This window comes from Pseudomonas furukawaii, from assembly GCF_002355475.1.
Lineage (GTDB): Bacteria > Pseudomonadota > Gammaproteobacteria > Pseudomonadales > Pseudomonadaceae > Metapseudomonas > Metapseudomonas furukawaii.
In genome coordinates this window covers 5,461,665-5,479,856 of record NZ_AP014862.1, presented here as the reverse complement: position 1 = coordinate 5,479,856, position 18,192 = coordinate 5,461,665, and the positions used below count along the sequence as shown (strand labels likewise).

At 68.5% G+C, this 18,192-nt stretch carries 20 protein-coding genes; 10 read left to right on the top strand and 10 right to left on the bottom strand.

What is annotated here, in order from left to right:
• The first annotated feature begins 6 nt into the window (after window positions 1–6).
• A complete protein-coding gene (gene bfr, locus KF707C_RS25465; RefSeq protein WP_004421420.1) occupies window positions 7–471 on the top strand; it encodes a bacterioferritin in 465 nt (154 codons plus the stop codon).
• Between the two features lie 209 nt (window positions 472–680).
• Here the strand turns inward: bfr and KF707C_RS25460 are convergent, their stop codons facing one another.
• Window positions 681–947, bottom strand: a complete 267-nt coding sequence (locus KF707C_RS25460; protein ID WP_081608072.1) for a type II toxin-antitoxin system RelE family toxin — start codon at window positions 945–947, stop codon at window positions 681–683.
• Window positions 931–1,158 (bottom strand): type II toxin-antitoxin system RelB family antitoxin, encoded by a 228-nt coding sequence (gene relB, locus KF707C_RS25455; RefSeq protein ID WP_004421422.1) that lies wholly within the window; start codon window positions 1,156–1,158, stop codon window positions 931–933. Before relB ends, KF707C_RS25460 begins: the two co-directional genes overlap by 17 nt.
• 268 nt (window positions 1,159–1,426) lie before the next feature.
• Here relB and KF707C_RS25450 point away from each other — a divergent pair, with 268 nt between their 5' ends.
• On the top strand, window positions 1,427–2,329 hold the full coding sequence (locus tag KF707C_RS25450) for an EamA family transporter (RefSeq protein WP_004421424.1): 903 nt from the start codon (window positions 1,427–1,429) through the stop codon (window positions 2,327–2,329).
• Here the strand turns inward: KF707C_RS25450 and cueR are convergent.
• The 3 genes from cueR to KF707C_RS25435 all read right to left on the bottom strand — a co-directional run bounded on the left by cueR (window position 2,295) and on the right by KF707C_RS25435 (window position 5,564).
• Window positions 2,295–2,696 (bottom strand): Cu(I)-responsive transcriptional regulator, encoded by a 402-nt coding sequence (cueR, locus tag KF707C_RS25445; protein ID WP_004421425.1) that lies wholly within the window; start codon window positions 2,694–2,696, stop codon window positions 2,295–2,297. The genes KF707C_RS25450 and cueR overlap by 35 nt on opposite strands.
• Entirely contained in the window at window positions 2,693–5,134 is a 2,442-nt protein-coding gene (locus KF707C_RS25440) for a heavy metal translocating P-type ATPase (RefSeq protein ID WP_004421427.1), read from the bottom strand. The genes cueR and KF707C_RS25440 overlap by 4 nt, the downstream gene beginning before the upstream one ends.
• 64 nt (window positions 5,135–5,198) lie before the next feature.
• Window positions 5,199–5,564, bottom strand: a complete 366-nt coding sequence (locus KF707C_RS25435) for a hypothetical protein (RefSeq protein WP_004421429.1) — start codon at window positions 5,562–5,564, stop codon at window positions 5,199–5,201.
• 108 nt (window positions 5,565–5,672) lie between these two features.
• On the opposite strand from KF707C_RS25435, the gene KF707C_RS25430 reads away from it, so the two are divergent.
• Window positions 5,673–5,870, top strand: a complete 198-nt coding sequence (locus KF707C_RS25430) for a heavy-metal-associated domain-containing protein (protein WP_004421431.1) — start codon at window positions 5,673–5,675, stop codon at window positions 5,868–5,870.
• Window positions 5,871–5,906: 36 nt separating this feature from the next.
• Here the strand turns inward: KF707C_RS25430 and KF707C_RS25425 are convergent, their stop codons facing one another.
• Complete coding sequence (locus KF707C_RS25425) at window positions 5,907–6,530, bottom strand: TetR family transcriptional regulator (protein WP_004421433.1); 624 nt, start codon at window positions 6,528–6,530, stop codon at window positions 5,907–5,909.
• 147 nt (window positions 6,531–6,677) lie between these two features.
• Between KF707C_RS25425 and KF707C_RS25420 the strand changes: the two genes are divergently transcribed.
• From KF707C_RS25420 to KF707C_RS25410, 3 genes are all read left to right on the top strand, one after another.
• A complete protein-coding gene (locus KF707C_RS25420; protein ID WP_036992576.1) occupies window positions 6,678–7,853 on the top strand; it encodes an efflux RND transporter periplasmic adaptor subunit in 1,176 nt (391 codons plus the stop codon).
• Window positions 7,854–7,869: 16 nt separating this feature from the next.
• Window positions 7,870–11,010: an efflux RND transporter permease subunit gene (locus KF707C_RS25415; protein WP_096368065.1), complete on the top strand. Its 3,141-nt coding sequence runs from the start codon at window positions 7,870–7,872 to the stop codon at window positions 11,008–11,010.
• 94 nt (window positions 11,011–11,104) lie between these two features.
• A complete protein-coding gene (locus KF707C_RS25410) occupies window positions 11,105–12,295 on the top strand; it encodes a multidrug effflux MFS transporter (RefSeq protein WP_003451807.1) in 1,191 nt (396 codons plus the stop codon).
• On the opposite strand, the gene KF707C_RS25405 is transcribed toward KF707C_RS25410, so the two are convergent.
• Both KF707C_RS25405 and KF707C_RS25400 read right to left on the bottom strand, forming a co-directional pair.
• The gene (locus KF707C_RS25405; RefSeq protein WP_003451809.1) at window positions 12,292–12,480 is read right to left on the bottom strand and encodes a hypothetical protein; all 189 of its coding nucleotides are present in this window, start codon (window positions 12,478–12,480) and stop codon (window positions 12,292–12,294) included. The two genes, KF707C_RS25410 and KF707C_RS25405, sit on opposite strands and share 4 nt — an antisense overlap.
• Window positions 12,481–12,654: 174 nt before the next feature.
• Complete coding sequence (locus KF707C_RS25400; protein ID WP_003451811.1) at window positions 12,655–13,671, bottom strand: zinc-binding alcohol dehydrogenase family protein; 1,017 nt, start codon at window positions 13,669–13,671, stop codon at window positions 12,655–12,657.
• A gap of 100 nt (window positions 13,672–13,771) precedes the next feature.
• Between KF707C_RS25400 and KF707C_RS25395 the strand changes: the two genes are divergently transcribed.
• The 4 genes from KF707C_RS25395 to KF707C_RS25380 all read left to right on the top strand — a co-directional run bounded on the left by KF707C_RS25395 (window position 13,772) and on the right by KF707C_RS25380 (window position 16,638).
• Window positions 13,772–14,686, top strand: coding sequence for a LysR family transcriptional regulator (locus tag KF707C_RS25395; RefSeq protein ID WP_003451815.1), 915 nt, complete (start codon window positions 13,772–13,774; stop codon window positions 14,684–14,686).
• 203 nt (window positions 14,687–14,889) lie between these two features.
• Window positions 14,890–15,156 carry a PepSY domain-containing protein gene (locus KF707C_RS25390; protein WP_003451817.1) on the top strand — a complete coding sequence of 89 codons (267 nt, stop codon included), beginning with the start codon at window positions 14,890–14,892 and terminating at the stop codon, window positions 15,154–15,156.
• A 4-nt stretch (window positions 15,157–15,160) separates the two neighbouring features.
• On the top strand, window positions 15,161–15,694 hold the full coding sequence (locus KF707C_RS25385; RefSeq protein WP_003451820.1) for a cytochrome b/b6 domain-containing protein: 534 nt from the start codon (window positions 15,161–15,163) through the stop codon (window positions 15,692–15,694).
• A gap of 290 nt (window positions 15,695–15,984) precedes the next feature.
• Window positions 15,985–16,638, top strand: a complete 654-nt coding sequence (locus KF707C_RS25380) for a 7-cyano-7-deazaguanine/7-aminomethyl-7-deazaguanine transporter (RefSeq protein WP_003451822.1) — start codon at window positions 15,985–15,987, stop codon at window positions 16,636–16,638.
• Between the two features lie 4 nt (window positions 16,639–16,642).
• Here the strand turns inward: KF707C_RS25380 and gspM are convergent, their stop codons facing one another.
• Both gspM and gspL read right to left on the bottom strand, forming a co-directional pair.
• Entirely contained in the window at window positions 16,643–17,110 is a 468-nt protein-coding gene (gene gspM / locus KF707C_RS25375) for a type II secretion system protein GspM (protein WP_003451824.1), read from the bottom strand.
• Window positions 17,111–17,113: 3 nt separating this feature from the next.
• Window positions 17,114–18,187: a type II secretion system protein GspL gene (gene gspL, locus KF707C_RS25370; RefSeq protein WP_003451827.1), complete on the bottom strand. Its 1,074-nt coding sequence runs from the start codon at window positions 18,185–18,187 to the stop codon at window positions 17,114–17,116.
• Window positions 18,188–18,192: the final 5 nt, after the last annotated feature.

Genomic DNA, 18,192 nt, shown 5'->3' with positions numbered 1-18,192 from the left:
GTGCAGATGCAAGGCCAAGCCGAAGTCGTGGAATACCTCAAGGACCTGCTGCGCGGCGAACTCGCGGCCCGTGACCAGTACTTCCTGCACTCGCGCATGTACCAGGACTGGGGCTTCACCAAGCTCTACGAGCGCATCAACCACGAGATGGAGGAGGAAACCCAGCACGCCGACGCCCTGCTGCAGCGCATCCTCTTCCTGGAAGCCACGCCGGACATGCGTCCCCGCGCCATCCATCCCGGCGCCACCGTGCCGGACATGCTGCGGGCCGACCTCAAGCTGGAGTACGAAGTGCGCGCGGCCCTGAGCAAGGGCATCACCCTGTGCGAGAAGCACAAGGACTACATCAGCCGCGACATCCTCACCCTGCAACTGAAGGACACCGAGGAAGACCACGCCTACTGGCTGGAGCAGCAACTGGGCCTGATCGACCGCATCGGCCTGGAGAACTACCTGCAGTCCCAGGCCTGAACGGCATTGGCGTGAACCAAGAAGGGCCCGCGCGAGCCCTGTGGTCAATCTGTTGAGAATCTGAGGTGGATAGCCCTGGATGAGGCTATCCACCTCATCTTTTCAGGAACTGGCCCAGGGAAGAAGTCTTCCCCAGGCCAACAGTTGGTCAAGTCAAGACGCCACGATCGGCAGATCATCTGGCGGAGAAAAAGCGGGTAGATGGCTGTTCAGCGGTATACGTCTCGGCGGTTGCCTAGCTGGACAACCAGGATGTGTAGCGAGCCATCCTGAATGTCGCATATCACGCGAACATCCCCTATTCGATACCGCCACAAGCCACCCAGTGGGCCGGTGAGAGCTTTTCCCGTACTGCGCGGGTCAGCCCTGCCGGCGACACGCTCGTCCAAGAAATCAAGAATGCGTTTGGCAGTTTGCTTGTCGAGCTTACGTAACTGAGTTCTGGCGGTGTCGGTGTAATCAATCGTCCAGACCAAGGTCTTTCCTCACGTCCGCTGCCGAATGGACTGATTCCTGACCTTTGCGTACCCGCTCAAGAACGTCAGCCGCGAGGTAGTAGTCCTCCATATCGGTTAGGCCGTGGTCGATGATTTCCCGGAGGTAATAGGCCTTGGTACGCCCGGTGCTAGCCGCCAAGAACTCCAACCGCCGTTCGGTTTCAGGGGAAAGTCGAATTGAAGTAGCCATTTCGGTGCCTCATTGCGATGCGTGTATTCACTGTATCACGGGTGGGCAACTGCGGCGTAGCGGCTGCTGGATATCAGGCGAGCGGCGCTGAAATGCGAGCTCAAAGGACCGCAAGGCCGACCAAGCGCCTCAGATTGGACAAAGGCCCGGTGAAGTAGGGGACAGCCCCTCTCCCCCGACGAAGCTCCAACAGTTTTCCCCGTCATCTGTATCCATACATTTCCGTCATCGGCTGCTAGCGTGGGAGGACCTTGCCGGAGTCCTCGCCATGCCCTTGCCCCATATCCTGCTCGCCCTGCTGGTCACGCTGATCTGGGGCGTCAACTTCGTGGTGATCAAGGTCGGGCTGGCGGATTTTCCTCCGCTGCTGTTCTGCGCCCTGCGTTTCGCCCTGGCGGCGCTGCCGTTGCTGTTCCTGCGTGGGCCGATGCCGGCGCCGTTCGGGCGCATCGTGCAGATCGGCCTGCTGCTGGGCGTGGTGAAATTCGGCCTGCTCTTCGTCGGCATGCACCTGGGAATGCCGGCCGGGCTGTCCTCCCTGGTGCTACAGGGGCAGGTGTTCTTCACCCTCCTGATCGCCGCGTTTTTCCTCGGCGAGCGACCCAGTCCACGGGCGCTGCTGGGGCTGGCGCTGGCGGCGCTCGGGCTGATGCTGATCGGCTTCGGGCGGCCCCTGGGCGACAGCCTGCTGGCCTTCCTGCTGGTGGTCGCCGCGGCCCTGGCCTGGGCCTTCGCCAACATCGCCACCAAGCTCGCCGGCGCCACCGACATGCTGCGGCTGATCTGCTGGGTCAGCCTGATTCCGCCCCTGCCGCTGCTGGCGCTGTCCTGGGTCTTCGAGGGGCCGGACGCCATCGCCGCCGCCCTTGCCCAGCCCAGCTGGGGCGGTATCGGCGCCTTGCTCTACATCGCCTTCCTGGCCACCACCCTGGGCTTCGGCCTCTGGAGCTTCCTGCTGCAGCGCTACCCGGCGAGCCTGGTGACGCCCTTCGCCCTGGCGGTGCCAGTGTCCGGGCTGCTGTCCGGCTGGCTGCTGCTCGGCGAGGCCTTGAGTCCCGCCGGCTGGCTGGCCTGCGTGCTGGTGTTCGTCGGGCTGGCGATCACGGTGCTGCCCAAGGGCGCGCTGCCGCGCCTGTTCAGTGGCAACAACCGCCTGACTCCAGGTCCCTGAGAATCGGGCAGTCGGGGCGATGGTCGCCCTGGCAGTGGTCCACCAGCTCCTGCAGGGTGTCCCGCAGCCCCGCCAGTTCGGCGATCTTGCGGTTCAGCGCGTCGATATGGTCCCGCGCCAGGGCTTTCACATCGGCGCTAGCGCGCTGGCGGTCCTGCCAGAGTTCCAGCAGCCGCCCCACTTCCTCCAGGGAGAAGCCCAGGTCCCGCGATCGCCTGATGAACGCCAGGGTGTGCAGGTCCTGGGCGCTGTACTGGCGATAGCCGCTGTCGCTGCGACCGGCCTCGGGCAGCAGGCCGATGCTCTCGTAGTAGCGGATCATCTTGGCGGTGAGGCCGCTGCGTTTCGCGGCTTGGCCGATATTCATGCCGGTGTCCTCGTGTCTTCTCGCGCCCCTTCGGCGCGCTTGGCGGACGTCGTCGCCTCGTCGGGCCTCCAGGTCTTCAGCAGCAGGGCGTTGCTCACCACGCTGACGCTGGAGAGTGCCATGGCGGCGCCGGCCACCACCGGGCTGAGCAGGCCGGCGGCGGCCAGGGGAATGCCCACCAGGTTGTAGATGAAGGCCCAGAAGAGGTTCTGGCGGATCTTGCCGTAGGTGCGCCGGGCGATGTCCAGGGCCGCCGGCACCAGGCGTGGATCGCCACGCATCAGGGTGATGCCCGCCGCATGCATGGCCACGTCGGTGCCGCCGCCCATGGCGATGCCCACGTCGGCGGCGGCCAGGGCCGGGGCGTCGTTGATGCCGTCGCCCACCATGGCCACCACGGCGCCGTTCGCCTTGAGCGCGGCGACGGTGGCGGCCTTGTCCGCCGGCAGCACTTCGGCGTGGACCGATTCGATGCCCAGGGCCTCGGCCACGACGCGGGCGCTGCCCCGGTTGTCACCGGTGATCAGGTGGCTGTGGATGCCGCGCCGGTCCAGGGCGGCGATGGCGTCCTCCGCGCCGGGTTTCAGGGTGTCGCCGAAGGCGAACAGGCCGAGCACGCGGGGCGTGGGTTCCCGTTCCAGCAACCAGGACAGGGTGCGCCCTTGCGCCTCCCAGTCCTGGGCGCAGGCGGCCAGTTCACCAGCCGGCAGGCCCAGTTCGTCCAGCAGCCGGCGGTTGCCCAGGGCCAGCACGCGGCCGTCCACCCGACCCTGGATGCCCCGTCCCGCCAGGGCCTGGCTGGCCTCCACCGGCGGGGTGTCCAGGCCGCCGTCGGCGCAGGCGTCCAGCACGGCCTTGGCGAGCGGATGCTCGCTGCCGCGCTGGAGGGCGCCGGCCAGTCGCAGCAGCTCGTTTTCGCTGAGGGTGACGGCGGCCAGGTGGGCGATGCGCGGGGAGCCGGAGGTGAGGGTGCCGGTCTTGTCGAAGGCTACGGCGCTGACGGCGTGGGCCACCTCCAGGGCTTCGGCGTCCTTGATCAGGATGCCGTGGCGGGCGGCGACGCCGGTGCCGGCCATGATCGCCGTGGGTGTCGCCAGGCCCAAGGCGCAGGGGCAGGCGATCACCAGCACCGCCACGGCGTTGATCAGCGCCGTTTCCAGCGCCGCGCCGACCAGCAGCCAGCCGCCGAGGGTGGCCAGGGCGATCAGCAGCACGGCCGGGACGAACACCTGGCTGACCCGGTCCACCAGTTTCTGGATCGGCGCCTTGGCGGCCTGGGCGTCCTCCACCAGGCGGATGATCCGCGCCAGCACGGTTTCCCCGCCCAGGGCGGTGGTGCGAATCAGCAGGCGGCCTTCGCCATTGATGGCGCCGGCGGTGACCCGATCACCCGGGGCCTTGGGCACCGGCAGGCTCTCGCCGCTGATCAGGGCCTCGTCGGCGTGGCTCTGGCCTTCGCTCACTTCGCCGTCGGCGGGGAAGCGCTCGCCGGGCTTCACCACCAGTAGGTCCCCCCGTTGCAGGGCGGCGATGGCGACGTCCTCCTCACGGCCGTCCACCAGGCGGGTGGCGCGTTCCGGGCGCAGGGCTTCCAGGGCGCGGATGGCGGCGCTGGTCTGGCGCTTGGCGCGGCTTTCAAGGTACTTGCCGAGCAGCACCAGGGCGATCACCACGGCCGAGGCTTCGAAGTAAAGGTGCGGGACGTGGCCGGGGTGGGCCGCCCACCACTGGTAGAGGCTGAGGCCATAGCCGGCGCTGGTGCCGATGGCCACCAGCAGGTCCATGTTGCCGGCGCCGGACTTCACCGCCTTCCAGGCGGCGCGGTAGAAGCGCGCGCCGAGGATGAACTGCACCGGGGTGGCCAGGACGAACTGGGCCCAGGCGGGAAGCATCCAGTGGCCGCCGAACGCCTCCATCAGCATGGGGAGCACCAGGGGCGCGGCCAGGGCCAGGGCCAGCAGCACGGTCCAGCTTTCCCGGCGCAGGCGTTGCGCGGCGTCGTCACCTGTCGGCGCCGCGTCGTCCAGCGCCTGCGCGGAGTAGCCGGCAGCTTCCACGGCGCGGATCAGGGGCGCGCTGTCGGCGGGACCGTACAAGCTCAGGTGGGCCCGCTCGCTGGCCAGGTTCACCGTCACCTCGGCCACGCCCGGGACCTTGCGCAGGGCGCGCTCCACCCGGCCGGCGCAACTGGCGCAGGTCATGCCGCCGATGGCCAGTTCCAGACGCTGCGCCGGCACCTGGTAGCCGGCCGCTTCCACCGCCGCCACCAGGGCGGGCAGGGTGTCGCCGGGGGCCTGGACGCGGGCCTGTTCGGTGGCGAGGTTGACGCTGGCGGCCTGCACGCCGGGCACCTTGGCCAGGGCACGCTCGACACGGCCGGCGCAACTGGCGCAGGTCATGCCGGCAATGGGCAGGTCGAAGGAAATCGCTTGGTTCATGGGGGTGTCCTCCTTGCTGCCGCCAAGGATCAACCTTCCCATATGGTCAAGGTCAAGTGCCCGTTCATTGAACCGCAGTGGTCGGCACCAGATAGAGCCCCTCGGTGCCCTGTGCCAGGCGGTATTTGCGCACCTCGCCGGCCTCCAGGGTGACGCTCTGCTGGCGCAGTTGCTCGATGCCCGGTTTGCAGCGGCCGGGGCCCAGCAGGCCGAGGCGGATGCTCAGGGGGCCGGGCGGCAGGTTGAAGGAGACGATCTGCCCCTGTACCAGGCGGGCGGCCAGCTGGTCCTCCAGATAGACGCCCACGTCGCAGGCGGTGGCCAACTCCACCCGTTCCCGGGAGATCACCAGGACGCCGTAGTCGATGGGCGACTGGGCCTGGCAGGGGGCGGCGAGCAGGGCGAGGAGAGCGGTGCTGACGGGCTTCATGGCGCAGGTCCTCTGCGGTCGACCCGCTCAGTGTAGAACGCCATTGACCTTGACCTGGTGGCAAGGTCGAGACTGTCGCCAGATCGTCAACCAGAGAGGAGATCCACCATGCAGGTATTCAAGGTTCAGGGCATGTCCTGCGGCCATTGCGTCCGCGCCGTCACCCAGGCCGTGCAGGCCCTCGATCCGGCCGCCGAGGTCCAGGTGGACCTGGCCAGCGGCGAGGTGCGGGTCAGCAGCCGGCTGGCCGATGGGCAGGTGCTGGAGGCCATCCGCGAGGAGGGTTACGCGGCGGAGGTGGCCTGACGCACCCGGCCGGAGCACGTCCTTCGCCCCGGCCCTCTACAGGCTCCAGTCCTTCACCATGCCCCGGAACAGGGCGTCCACCATGGGCTCGGTGTCGACCAGCGGGTCGAACAGCCGGTCATCCCGCGTCCAGTCGCTGAAGAGCCCGACGATCAGCGCATGCACCGCCCGGGAGGCCTGCAAGGGGCTGATGCCGGCGTGCAGCCGTTCGCGGCACGCCGGGCGCTCGAACAGGGCTTCGCACAGCCGGATGAACTGGTCGACGAAGGCATAGTGGCGCTCCTCGGCTTCCCGCAGTTCCTCGGTGAACTCGCAGCGGTGCAGGAGGATATTGAATACCCGTTTGCGCTGCTCGTCCCGGGCCAGGTTGAGGATGGCTTCCACGCACAGGTCGCGCAGGGCGCGGATGGGGTCCTGGCCGTTGCAGCCGCACAGGCGCTCGGTCATCTGCTCCTGGGGCAGCCGGACCTGGGACAGCATGTCGTTGAACAGGTGGGCCTTGTTCTGGAAATGCCAATAGACCGCCCCCCGGGTGACGCCGGCGGCGCGGGCGATCTGTTCCAGGGAGGTATGGGCCACGCCGTTCTCCAGGAACAGGTGCTCGGCGGCGGCGAGTATCGCCCCCCGGGTTTTCTCGGCTTCTTCTTTCGTCTTGCGCATAGCGGTCAGGCCAATAGTGTCTAGGCTTCTTGTTTGGGGAACGGAGTGTACCGATTTTGCAAGGAGTACAACCGTTTACGAACACCTATGAATGTAATCGAAGCCGCATGCGTCGCATGCCGGTCCGGCGCCGTATGGAGACACCCTATGCCGTTTGCTCGCAGCCTCCCTTTCAGCCTTGCACTCTTTGTCGCGGGCGCCAGCCTTCCTGGGCTCGCCGGCGCCGCCGATGCCCCGGCCGGTGCGCCGCCTGCGCCTGAGGTGATAGTGGAGACTGCCAAGCCCGCCCCCTTGCCCCTGATCCTCGAGTACGCCGGGCGGACCGCCGGTTACCGCGAAGTGGAGGTGCGCGCCCAGGTCAGCGGCATCCTCCAGCAGCGCACCTACCTGGAAGGCAGCAAGGTGAAGCAGGGCCAGGTGCTGTTCCGCATCGACCCGCGTACCTACGAGGCGGCCCTGGCGCGTGCCAAGGGGGCCCTGGCCCAGGAGCAGGCGCGCTACCGCCAGACCGAGCGCGACCTCAAGCGGGTGCGCGAGCTGCAGAAGAAGGGCTACGCCAGCGAGAGCGAGCTGGACAACGCCATCTCCAACTTCGAGCAGAGCAAGGCCAACGTGGAAGCCGCCCAGGCCGAGGTGAAGGCACGGCAGATCGACCTCGACTACACCACGGTGGAGGCGCCCATCTCCGGGATGACCAGCAAGGAGACCCGTTCCGAGGGCAGCCTGGTCGTGGCCGGCGATCCCAACGGCAGCCTGCTGACCCAGCTCACCCAGCTGGACCCTATCTACGTCAACTTCGCCTACCCGGACACCGAGGCCGAGCGCCTGCGGGAGGGGGTGAAGAACGGCACCATCGAACTGCCCCCGGACGGCCTGCTGAGCGCCGACCTGCGTTTCGGCGACGGCAGCAACTACCCGCTCTCCGGCCGCGTCGACTTCACCGACAGCTTCGTCAACACCGGCACCGGCACCGTGAGCGCACGGGCCGTGGTCCCCAATCCGGAGCAGAAACTCCTGCCCGGCATGTTCGTACGGGTGCTGGTGAAGGGCTTCACCCGGCCCCAGTCCATCACCGTGCCGGAGCGCGCCCTGGCCCAGGGACCGCGCGGCACCTTCGTCTACGTGGTGGACAAGGACGGCATCGCGCGGGTGCGCCAGGTGAAGACCGGGGATACCCGCGATGGCCGCTGGGTGATCGAATCCGGCGTCGGCGAGGGGGATCGGGTGATAGTCGAGGGCTTGCCCAAGGTGCGTCCGGACTCTCCGGTGAAGGCGGTGGAGGCCAGCAAGGCCCCCGCCGAACAAGCCGCCAAGCAGTCCTGAAGAAGGAGCGACCATCGTGATCTCGCGCTTCTTCATCGACCGGCCGGTGTTCGCCGCGGTCATCTCCATCGTCATCGTGCTGGCGGGGCTCGCCGCCATGCGCACCCTGCCCATCGCCCAGTACCCGGAAATCCTGCCGCCCCAGGTGTCGGTGTCGGCCGTCTATCCCGGCGCCAGTTCCCAGGTGATTGCCGAGACCGTGGCCGCGCCCCTGGAGCAGCAGATCAATGGCGTCGAGGGGATGATCTACCAGCTGTCCAACTCCGACAGCAGTGGCGCCATGAGCCTGACCGTCTACTTCGAGGTGGGCCGCGACCCGGACCAGGCCACCATCGACGTCAACAACCGCGTCCAGGCGGCCCTGGCCAAGCTGCCGGAGGAAGTGCGCCGGCAGGGTGTGAAGGTGGAAAAGAAATCCTCCGACATCCTCCAGGTGGTCACCCTCTATTCCCCGGACGACTCCCGCGATCCGATCTTCATCAGCAACTACGCGCTGATCAACGTGATCGACGAGCTGAAGCGGATTCCCGGTGTCGGCGACGCCAGCCAGTTCGGCTCCAAGGACTACTCCATGCGCATCTGGCTGCGGCCGGACAAGCTGGCGCAGTACGACCTGACCCCCTCCGACGTGGTCAACGCCATCCGCGAGCAGAACTCCCAGTTCGCCGCCGGCAGCTTCGGCCAGCAGCCCCTGAACCAGCCCCAGGACTTCACCTACACGGTGACCACCCAGGGCCGCTTCACCGATCCCAAGGAGTTCGAGAGCGTCATCCTGCGCTCGGACGCCACCGGCGCCAGCCTGCTGCTCAAGGACGTCGCCCGGGTGGAACTGGGGGCCCAGGACTATTCCCTGATGACCTCCCTGAACGGCCAGCAGAACGCCGCGTTCGGCATCTACCTGCAGCCCGGCGCCAACGCCCTGGATACGGCCGAGGCGGTGAAGGCCACCATGGAGCGGCTGGCCAAGCGCTTCCCGAGTGGCATCGCCTACAAGATCCCCTACGACACCACCAAGTTCGTCGAGGTCTCCATCGAGGAGGTGATCCACACCTTCTTCGAAGCCCTGGTGCTGGTGGTGCTGGTGGTCTTCATCTTCCTGCAGAACTGGCGCGCCACCCTGATTCCGGTGCTGGCGATCCCGGTGTCCCTGGTGGGCACCTTCGCCGGCATGTACCTGCTCGGCTTTTCCATCAACCTGCTGACCCTGTTCGGCATGGTGCTGGCCATCGGCATCGTGGTGGACGACGCCATCGTGGTGATCGAGAACGTCGAGCGGGTGATGGCGACCAAGAAGATCGGCCCGCGCGAGGCCGCCATCGAGGCCATGGAGGAGGTGACCGGCCCCATCATCGCCATCGTGCTGGTGCTTTGCGCCGTGTTCATCCCGGTGGGTTTCCTGGGGGGGCTGGCCGGGCAGATGTACCAGCAGTTCGCGATCACCATCGCGGTGTCGGTGGTGATCTCCGGCATCGTCGCCCTGACCCTGTCGCCGGCCCTCTGCGCCCTGATGCTCAAGCCCGGCCATGGCCAGCCGGCGGCGCCCTTCCGCTGGTTCAACACCTTCTTCGACCGCATGACCGCGGGCTATGGCGCCGGGGTGCAGTTCTTCCTCAAGCGCGCGACGCTGGGCCTGCTGCTGTTCGGCGGCATGATCGCCCTGATGGTGGTGCTGTTCGGCCGGGTGCCCGGGGCGCTGGTGCCGGATGAGGACCAGGGCTACGTGCTCAACGCCTACTTCCTGCCGCCGGCGGCCTCGCTGACCCGCACCGAGCAGCTCACCAGCACCATCGACCAGCAGCTGATGAAGCACCCGGCGGTGCAGGACGTGGTGACCTTCGCCGGCTTCGACATCCTCACCTTCGGCACCCGCAGCAACGCCGGCGTGTCCTTCGTGCCCCTCAAGGACTGGAGCGAGCGCACCACGCCGGAGCTGGACGCCCGCAACCTGACGCGCACCTTCATGGGCATGGGCGCGGCGGAGAAGGACGGCATCGTGCTCTCGTTCAACCCGCCGCCCATCACCGGTATGAGCACCACCGGCGGTTTCGAGGCCTACATCCAGGACCGCAGCGGCGGGACCGTGCAGCAACTGGAGCAGGTGGTGCAGAAGTTCGTCGCGGCGGCGTCGAAGCGGCCGGAGCTGGCGGGGGTGAACACCACCTTCAACGCCAACGTCCCGCAGTACTACATCGACCTCGACCGCACCAAGGCGCGGGCCCTGGGGGTGGCCATCAACGATGTGTTCACCGCCATGCAGTCCACCTTCGGCAGCTACTACGTCAACGACTTCACCCTCTACGGGCGTACCTGGCAGGTGAGCCTGCAGTCGGAGCCGGAATTCCGCCGCAAGCCGGATGACCTCAACCAGGTGTACGTGCGCTCGGCGTCCAACGACCTGGTGCCGCTGTCCTCCCTGGTGCGGGTGGAGCGCATCCTCGGCCCGGACTCCTATGCCCGCTTCAACGTCTACCCGGCGGCCAAGGTGCTGGGCGGGCCGGCGCCGGGCTACAGCTCCGGCCAGGCCCTGGAGGCCATGCAGGAGGTGGCCAACGAGGTGCTGGGCGAGGACTACAGCCTGGGCTGGATCGGCTCGGCCTACCAGGAACTGGCCACCCACGGTTCCGGCAGCATTGCCTTCGTCTTCGGCCTGATCATGGTGTTCCTCATCCTCGCCGCCCAGTACGAGCGCTGGACCCTGCCCCTGGCGGTGGTCACCGCAGTGCCCTTCGCGGTGTTCGGCGCCATCCTCGCGGTGTGGCTGCGGGGCATCCAGAACGACGTCTACTTCCAGGTGGGCCTGGTGACCCTGATCGGCCTGGGGGCGAAGAACGCCATCCTCATCGTCGAGTTCGCCGTGCTCTGCCGCGAACAGGGCATGAGCCCGGCGCAGGCGGCGCTGGAGGCGGCCAAGCTGCGCTTCCGCCCCATCATCATGACGTCCCTGGCCTTCATTCTCGGTTGCGTGCCGCTGGCCATCAGCTCCGGCGCCGGCTCGGCGAGCCGCCACTCCATCGGCACCGGGGTGATCGGCGGCATGCTCGCGGCGACGCTGCTGGCGACCTTCCTCATCCCCATGTTCTTCATGCTGGTGGAGAAGGCCTCGGAATGGCTGGACCGCAGGAAAGCGCCCAAGGCGGAGCAGGTGCACGAGGGCTAGCTTCGTCGTTGGGGGCGAACTCGCCCCCACGGCGTCGGAAATAGCCTGTTACCATCTGGCGCTTTCCTCGCTAGGGATGGCGCCAGCGACCACCATGACCTTCCGCATCCTCCTGCTCCTCGGTGCCCTCAGCGCCTTCGGCCCCATGGCCATCGACTTCTACCTGCCCAGCTTCCCGGCCATGGCCGAGAGCTTCGCCACCGACGTCGAGCACGTCCAGCTGACGCTGGCGTCCTACTTCATCGGCCTGGCCCTGGGGCAGCTCCTCTACGGCCCGCTGGCGGACCGCTTCGGCCGGCGTCCCCCGCTGCTGCTGGGCGTGACCGTCTTCACCCTGGCCTCGGTGGGCTGCGCCCTCGCCCCCAGCCTCGAGTGGCTGATCGGTGCGCGTTTCGTCCAGGCCCTCGGTGGCTGCGCCGGGATGGTGGTGTCGCGGGCGGTGGTGCGCGACCTCTGTGACCCCATCGCCTCGGCCAAGGCCTTTTCGCAATTGATGCTGGTGATGGGGCTGGCGCCGATCCTGGCCCCCCTGGGCGGCGGACTCCTGCTGGACCTGTTCGGCTGGCAATCCATCTTCTGGGCGCTGACCCTGTTCAGCGCCCTGGTGCTGGTGGGGCTCGGCACCTGGCTGCCGGAAACCCTGCCGACGGTGGGCGCGCGTCCGCCCCTGCGCGGTGCCCTGGGGCAGTACCGGCGGCTGTTCGGCGATGGCCAGTTCCTCGCCTACGGCATGACCGGCGGCCTGGCGATCGCCGGCATGTTCGCCTACATCGCCGGCTCGCCCTTCGTCTTCATCCAGCTCTACGGCGTGCCGCCCGAGCACTATGGCTGGCTGTTCGGCGCCAACGCCGCCGGCTTCATCCTGATGGCGCAGGTGAACGCCTTGCTGGTCCGTCGGCACGGCCCGGCCTATTGGATGCGGCGCATGGTCTGGTTCTACATGGCCTGTGCGGCGGCCTTGCTGGGGGTGTCCCTGGCGCGTCCCGACAGCCTCTGGCCGCTGATGCTGCCGCTGTTCGGCTGCATCGCCAGCCTCGGCAGCATCCTGCCCAACGCCTCGGCCTGCGCCATGGCCGGGCAGGGGCGCCATGCCGGGAGCGCGTCGGCGCTGATGGGGAGTCTTCAATTCGGCGTGGCGGCGGGCGCCGCCTTCCTGGTGGGGGCGCTGCACGACGGCAGCGCCATGCCTCTCGCCCTGGTCATCAGCCTGTGCGGCTGCGGTGCGGTCGCCTGCGCGCTGCTGACCTGGCGCCTCGACCGCGATGGCCGGCCGCCCCTGGGCTAACTGGCGATACGTCGCGCGGTGTCGGGCAGCGGGTGGGGCGCCTTCAGGCGTGTCTCCAGGACGCTGACGAACTGGCGGGCTTCGGCTTCACTGCGGAAGCTCACGGCGTGCTGGTCGAGGCATACCTGCCAACCTGAGCCCTGTGGCGTGGTGGTCTGACGAACGAGAATCTTCACCTCAGTCATCTCCCAAAAGTGTGGCGGGAATCTGAGTGTAGACCTGGCCGGTTGCCGGAAAATGACCTGGATCAAACAGCCGACTAACGGTTTTTGCCATTCGTCCGCAGCCCTTTTTCCGCGCAGTTCGCAAGCCTTGCCCGGGGCCGTCGGCAGGCTCCGGGCAGGGTTCCGGACACCGACTCAGGCGAAGCCTTCGAGGACGATCTTGCCCTTGGCCTTGCCGCTTTCCAGCAAGGCGTGGGCACGGCGCAGATTGGCCGCGTTGATGGTGCCGAAGTGCTCGCCGACGGTGGTCTTCAGCACGCCGGCGTCGATCAGTTGGGCGACCCGCGCCAGCAGGCGGTGCTGTTCGAGGATGTCCGGGGTCTGGAACATCGAGCGGGTGTACATGAACTCCCAGTGCAGGGACAGGCTCTTGCGCTTGAGCCGGGTCACGTCGAGGGACGCCGGGTCGTCGATCAGGCCCAGGCGGCCCTGGGGCGCCAGGGCTTCCACCAACTGGTCCAGGTGCTGGTCGGTCTGGGTCAGGCTGGCCACGTGGGTGACGCTGGACAGCCCAGCGCGCCGCAGTTCCTCGGCCAGCGGCTGGCGGTGGTCGAGCACCTGGTGGGCGCCCAGCTCGCGGACCCAGGCCTGGGTTTCGGGACGGGAGGCGGTGCCGATCACGGTCAGGCCGGTGAGCTGCCGGGCCAGTTGCACCAGGATCGAGCCCACGCCACCGGCGGCACCCACCACCAGCAGGCTCTGGCCCAGGCTGGCGTCGCCCTGGGCGATCTGCAGCCGGTCGAACAGCAGCTCCCAGGCGGTGATGGAGGTCAGCGGCAGGGCGGCGGCCTGGGCGAAGTCCAGGGACCGGGGCATGGGGCCGACGATGCGCTCGTCCACCCGATGGAACTCGGCGTTGCCGCCGGGACGGGTCAGGTCGCCGGCATAGAACACCCGGTCACCGGGCCGGAACAGGGTGACCTCGCTGCCCACCGCCTTCACCACGCCCGCCACGTCCCAGCCCAGCACCCTGGGCTGGCCCGCTTCCGGGGCGGCGTTGCGGCGCACCTTGGTGTCCACGGGGTTGACCGAGATGGCGCGGACCTCCACCAGCAGGTCGCGGGGACCCGGCTGGGGCTCCGGCAGGACGATGTCCTGAAGGGATTCAGGGTGGTCGATGGGGAGGTTCTGGAAATAGGCGATGGCTTTCATCGGGGGCTCCGGTCGGGGACGTGATGAGGCGCATCTTGGGTTATTTCGCAGGCGAGAAAAATCGGCTAGAAAACGACAGTCTTTCAAAGGAGCGTTGAAAATGCTGCGCCTCGACGACCTCGCCCTGTTCGTCAACACCGCCGACCACGGCAGCCTCTCGGCGGCCGCGCGCAAGCTGGACGTCTCCCCCGCCGTGGCCAGCGCCGCCCTCAAGCGCCTGGAGCGGCAACTGGAGGCCCGGTTGTTCGTGCGCTCCACCCGCAGCCTGCGGCTGACACCCGAGGGCGAGCAGTTCCTGGTCCACGCCCGCAATGCCCTGGACAGCCTCGCCGAAGGCCAGCGCCAGTTGCTCGGCGGACGTGAGGACATCGCCGGGGTGCTGCAGCTTTCGGCGCCTTCGGATTTTGGCCGCAACGTGCTGCTGCCCTGGCTGGACGCGTTCCAGCAGGAGCACCCGCGCCTCGCCTTGCGCCTGCACCTGAGCGACCGGGTGGCCGACCTGTTCCGCCAGTCCGTGGACATCGCCATCCGCTACGGGGAGCCGGAGGACTCGAGCCTGGTGGCGCTGCCCCTGGCGCCGGACAATCGCCGGGTACTCTGCGCCGCGCCGGACTACTTCGCCCGCCGGGGTCGTCCCGACACCCCCGAGGACCTGGCCGGGCACAACTGCCTGCTCTACCAGCTCGGTGGCCGCGTCCACGACCGCTGGAGCTTCAGTGAAGGCCGGCGCGAGCAGGTGGTGACTGTGGGTGGCGACCGGGCCAGCGACGATGCCGACGTGGTGCGGCGCTGGGCGGTGGCGGGGCAGGGCCTCACCTACAAGTCCTGGCTGGACGTGGCCGGCGACGTGCGCGCCGGCCGTCTGCAACTGGCGCTGTCCCGCTACCGGGGCGAGGCCACCCCGCTGAACCTGATCTGCGCCCACCGTGCCCAGTTGAGCAAGCCGGTTCGGCTGCTGCAGGCGTTCGTCCAGGCGCGTTGCAGCGCCTTGCTGGCGGCGGCTCCCTGGTCCTGAGCCCGCGCCCTTGAGGGGCTGAAACAGCCTGTTACAGGCTGCCTGAGCAGAACCCGGTCGTATCGCTGTCGAAGATTTCCGTTACCGTCCGGCGGTTGGATTGCAGCCCGGCGGTGATCACCTAATCTCCTTTCTCACGGCGGTGAATGAGACGCCTTGCCATTGCCGTTTGCCAACTACCTGCACGAACCGAGGTCATCGATATGCGCAAGCTCCTGCTCCTCTCCCTGATCGCCGTCAGCCCCCTGACCTTCGCCAAGACCGAATGCACCACCGCCGACAAGGCCACCTGGCAGGACCAGGGCAAGTTCCAGGAGGACCTCAAGGCCCAGGGCTACGACATCAAGAAATTCAAGGTCACCGAAGGCAACTGCTACGAGATCTACGGCTGGGACAAGGACAAGCGCAAGGTCGAGATCTACTTCAACCCGGTGGACGGCCAGGTGGTGAAGCAGGAGATCGAGGACTGACCCCGTGAGTGTCGGAACCGTCCGCCTCTGGGACCCGGTGATACGCATCGGCCACTGGTCCCTGGTGGCGGCCTTCGTCGGCGACTACTTCCTCAACGAGGCGGGCGATGGCTGGCACCGCTGGCTCGGCTACTACGCCGTGGCGGTGGTGCTGGTGCGGCTGGCCTGGGGCTTCGTCGGCCCCCGGCCGGCACGCTGGGCGGATTTCTGGCCCACCACGTCGCGCCTGATCGCCCATGGCCGGGCGCTCCTGCGCGGCGGCCACATGCACCGCCTGGGCCACTCGCCCCTGGGCGGACTGGTCATGATCCTCATGCTCGCCCTGATGCTCGGGCTGGGAGTCAGCGGTTTCCTGATGGAGGAAGTGGACTACTTCTGGGGCGAGGACCTGCCCCGGGATATCCATGTCCTCATGGCCGACAGCCTCCTGGCGCTGGCCGGCCTGCATGTCCTCGCGGCGCTGGTGGAAAGCGTGCGCATGAAGGAGAACCTGCCCTGGTCGATGGTGACCGGCAGGCGCAAGCCGCTTCGCGACTAGCCAAGCCGGGGCGGCCGGTACTCGACCTGTAGGGCTGTCCGTACACGACCTGTAGTCCGTAGCCTGGATGAAATCCAGGGACAAGGTGGAACCCCGCTCCCGGATTGCATCCGGGTTACCAATGCCCGACCCCTGGGGGCGGTCCGCAGGTGGCCGGCAACGGGGCTGCACATTTTTTCGCCAATCCGTCTTTTCCTGACGCTGGGGTCAAGTTAGAATGCGCGCCGCTCCGGCATCCCGCCGGGGCATGGGTTCCCTCACCCCATCGGCGAAAAAGGATCGAATCCCCCATGCCCGTCGCGTTTCCCGCGGCCTGGCGCCCTGCGCTGGCCGGACTGATCGCTTTCCACATCCTCATCATCATCGCCAGCAACTACCTGGTGCAGTTGCCCATGACCCTGTTCGGCTGGCACACCACCTGGGGTGCGTTCAGCTTTCCCTTCATCTTCCTGGCCACGGACCTGACCGTGCGGCTGATGGGCAAGGCGGCGGCGCGGCGGGTGATCGCGCGGGTCATGGTGCCGGCGCTGCTGGCCTCCTACGTCGTCTCGGTGCTGTTCCAGGATGCCGCCTTCCAGGGCTTCGCCGCCCTCGGCGAGTTCAACCTCTTCGTGGCGCGGATCTCGCTCGCCAGCTTCCTCGCCTATGTCCTCGGCCAGTTGCTGGACATCCAGGTCTTCGACCGCCTGCGCCAACTCCGCCAATGGTGGGTCGCGCCCACCGCCGCCATCATCGCCGGCAACCTGCTGGACACCTTCGCCTTCTTCTCCGTGGCCTTCTGGCGCAGCGACGATCCCTTCATGGCGGCGAACTGGGTGGAGATCGCCACCGTGGACTACGGCGTCAAGCTGGCCATCAGCCTGATGTTCTTCGTACCCCTCTACGGCATGCTGCTGGGCGCCATCATGCGGGTCATCGCCCCACGGCCGCTGAACGCCGCCTGATCCCTCACTCCAGCTCCAGTGCCAGCCGCGCGCGGGCCTGGGCCTCGGCGTCCACCTGCAGGTCCAGGGCGGTGGCTTCCACCCCCTGGGCGGCGAGCCGTTCCAGCCAGCCCAGCAGTTCACGCAATCCACCTTCCAGGCTCAGCTCCACGCGCCCCGGGCCCTGGTTGTCCATGCGCTCGACGTTCAGGCCGGCCTCGGCGCTGCTGCGCGCCAGCAGGCCGGGCAGCGCCTCCGCGTCCGGGCCAGGCGCCCGGGCGGCGCCCGTGGGCAGGCGCTGCAGTTCGTGCTGCAGCAGCAGTTCGTCCAGGTAGCGTTGCTGCGCCGCCTCCAGGGCGCGCGCCTGGGGCTGGAGGACGAGGCCCCAGGCGACCAGGGGCGCGAGGGTCGCCGCCAGCGCGGCGAGGGCGCGGCGCTCCCGGGGAAGCAGGCGCTGCCAGCGGGCGCGCAGGGGTATGAGCAGGGTGGGCATGTTTCAGTCCTTGATCTGGAAGCGGGCGCTGACGCCCCGGTTGTCGCGTTGGGCGGAATCGGAGCGGACCTCCAGCCCCTGTTTCGCCAGGGACTCCCGCAGGCGTTCGAGGTCGGCGAAGGCCGGGGCGCTGACCTGCAGGGTCCAGCCCTCGCCGGCCTGGTAGTCCAGGCGCTGGAGACGGGCCAGGGCGCCGCCGCCGTCGCGCCACTGGCGGGCCAGGTGTTCCAGGCGCCGGGCCAGGTCTTCCCGGGGGCGCCGTTCCTGCTGCAGGCGCGCACTCACCTGGCGGGCCAGGTCGAGGGCCGGCTCGTCCGGCACCTTCTGCCGCCAGGTGGCCAGGTTCTCCTGGCGCACCTGCTGCAGATGGCGTTCCAGCACCCAGCGCTTGCCCAGGTCGGCGCCGCCCTGGGCCAGCAGGGCCGCCAGCGCCATCAGGGCGAGGAACCGCCAGGCCCTAGGACCACCGGCCTGGCGGGCGAACTCGCCCTGGCGCAGGTCGATGGCCTCGGCGGCGCCTCGCTCCAGTACCGGCCAGGGGGCTTCCCCGTCCGGGCGTGTCGCCTCGGGCAGCAAGGGGCGCAGTTGCTCCAGCGCCTCCTCCCCCAGGGCCAGGTGCGGCCCCGCGCCCCCCAGCAGCCAGCGCCCTTCGCAGAACAGCGCGGCGGGGCCCGGGGCGGACAGGCAGTCGGCATCCAGGTGGATGCGCGTCGGGTCCAGGCCCTGGCCGGCCAGGCGCTCCAGGCGCTCCCGCAGCCAGGTCCGGTCCAGGGCCAGGACGCTGCACGAGCCTTTGTTGCGCAATGGTCCCAGGGCGAGGTGCAGGCGGCCCGGATCATCCAGCAGGCGTTCCTCCAGCAGCGCCAGGATCGCCGGGCGCAGCCAGCGGCCGCTGCGGGCGGGCACTTCCACGTCGTGGCGGCTGGCGACCTCCATGGGCAGCAGCAGGGTCAGCGGCAGCCTGCCCAGGGCGGCGGCGGCCCCGGCCAGGTCGCCCCGGGTCGGCGTGTCGCCATCGCGCCACCAGAGGCAGGCGTCGGGTTGGTCGGGGCGTGAGAGGTAGAGCCAGGCATGCACGGGGG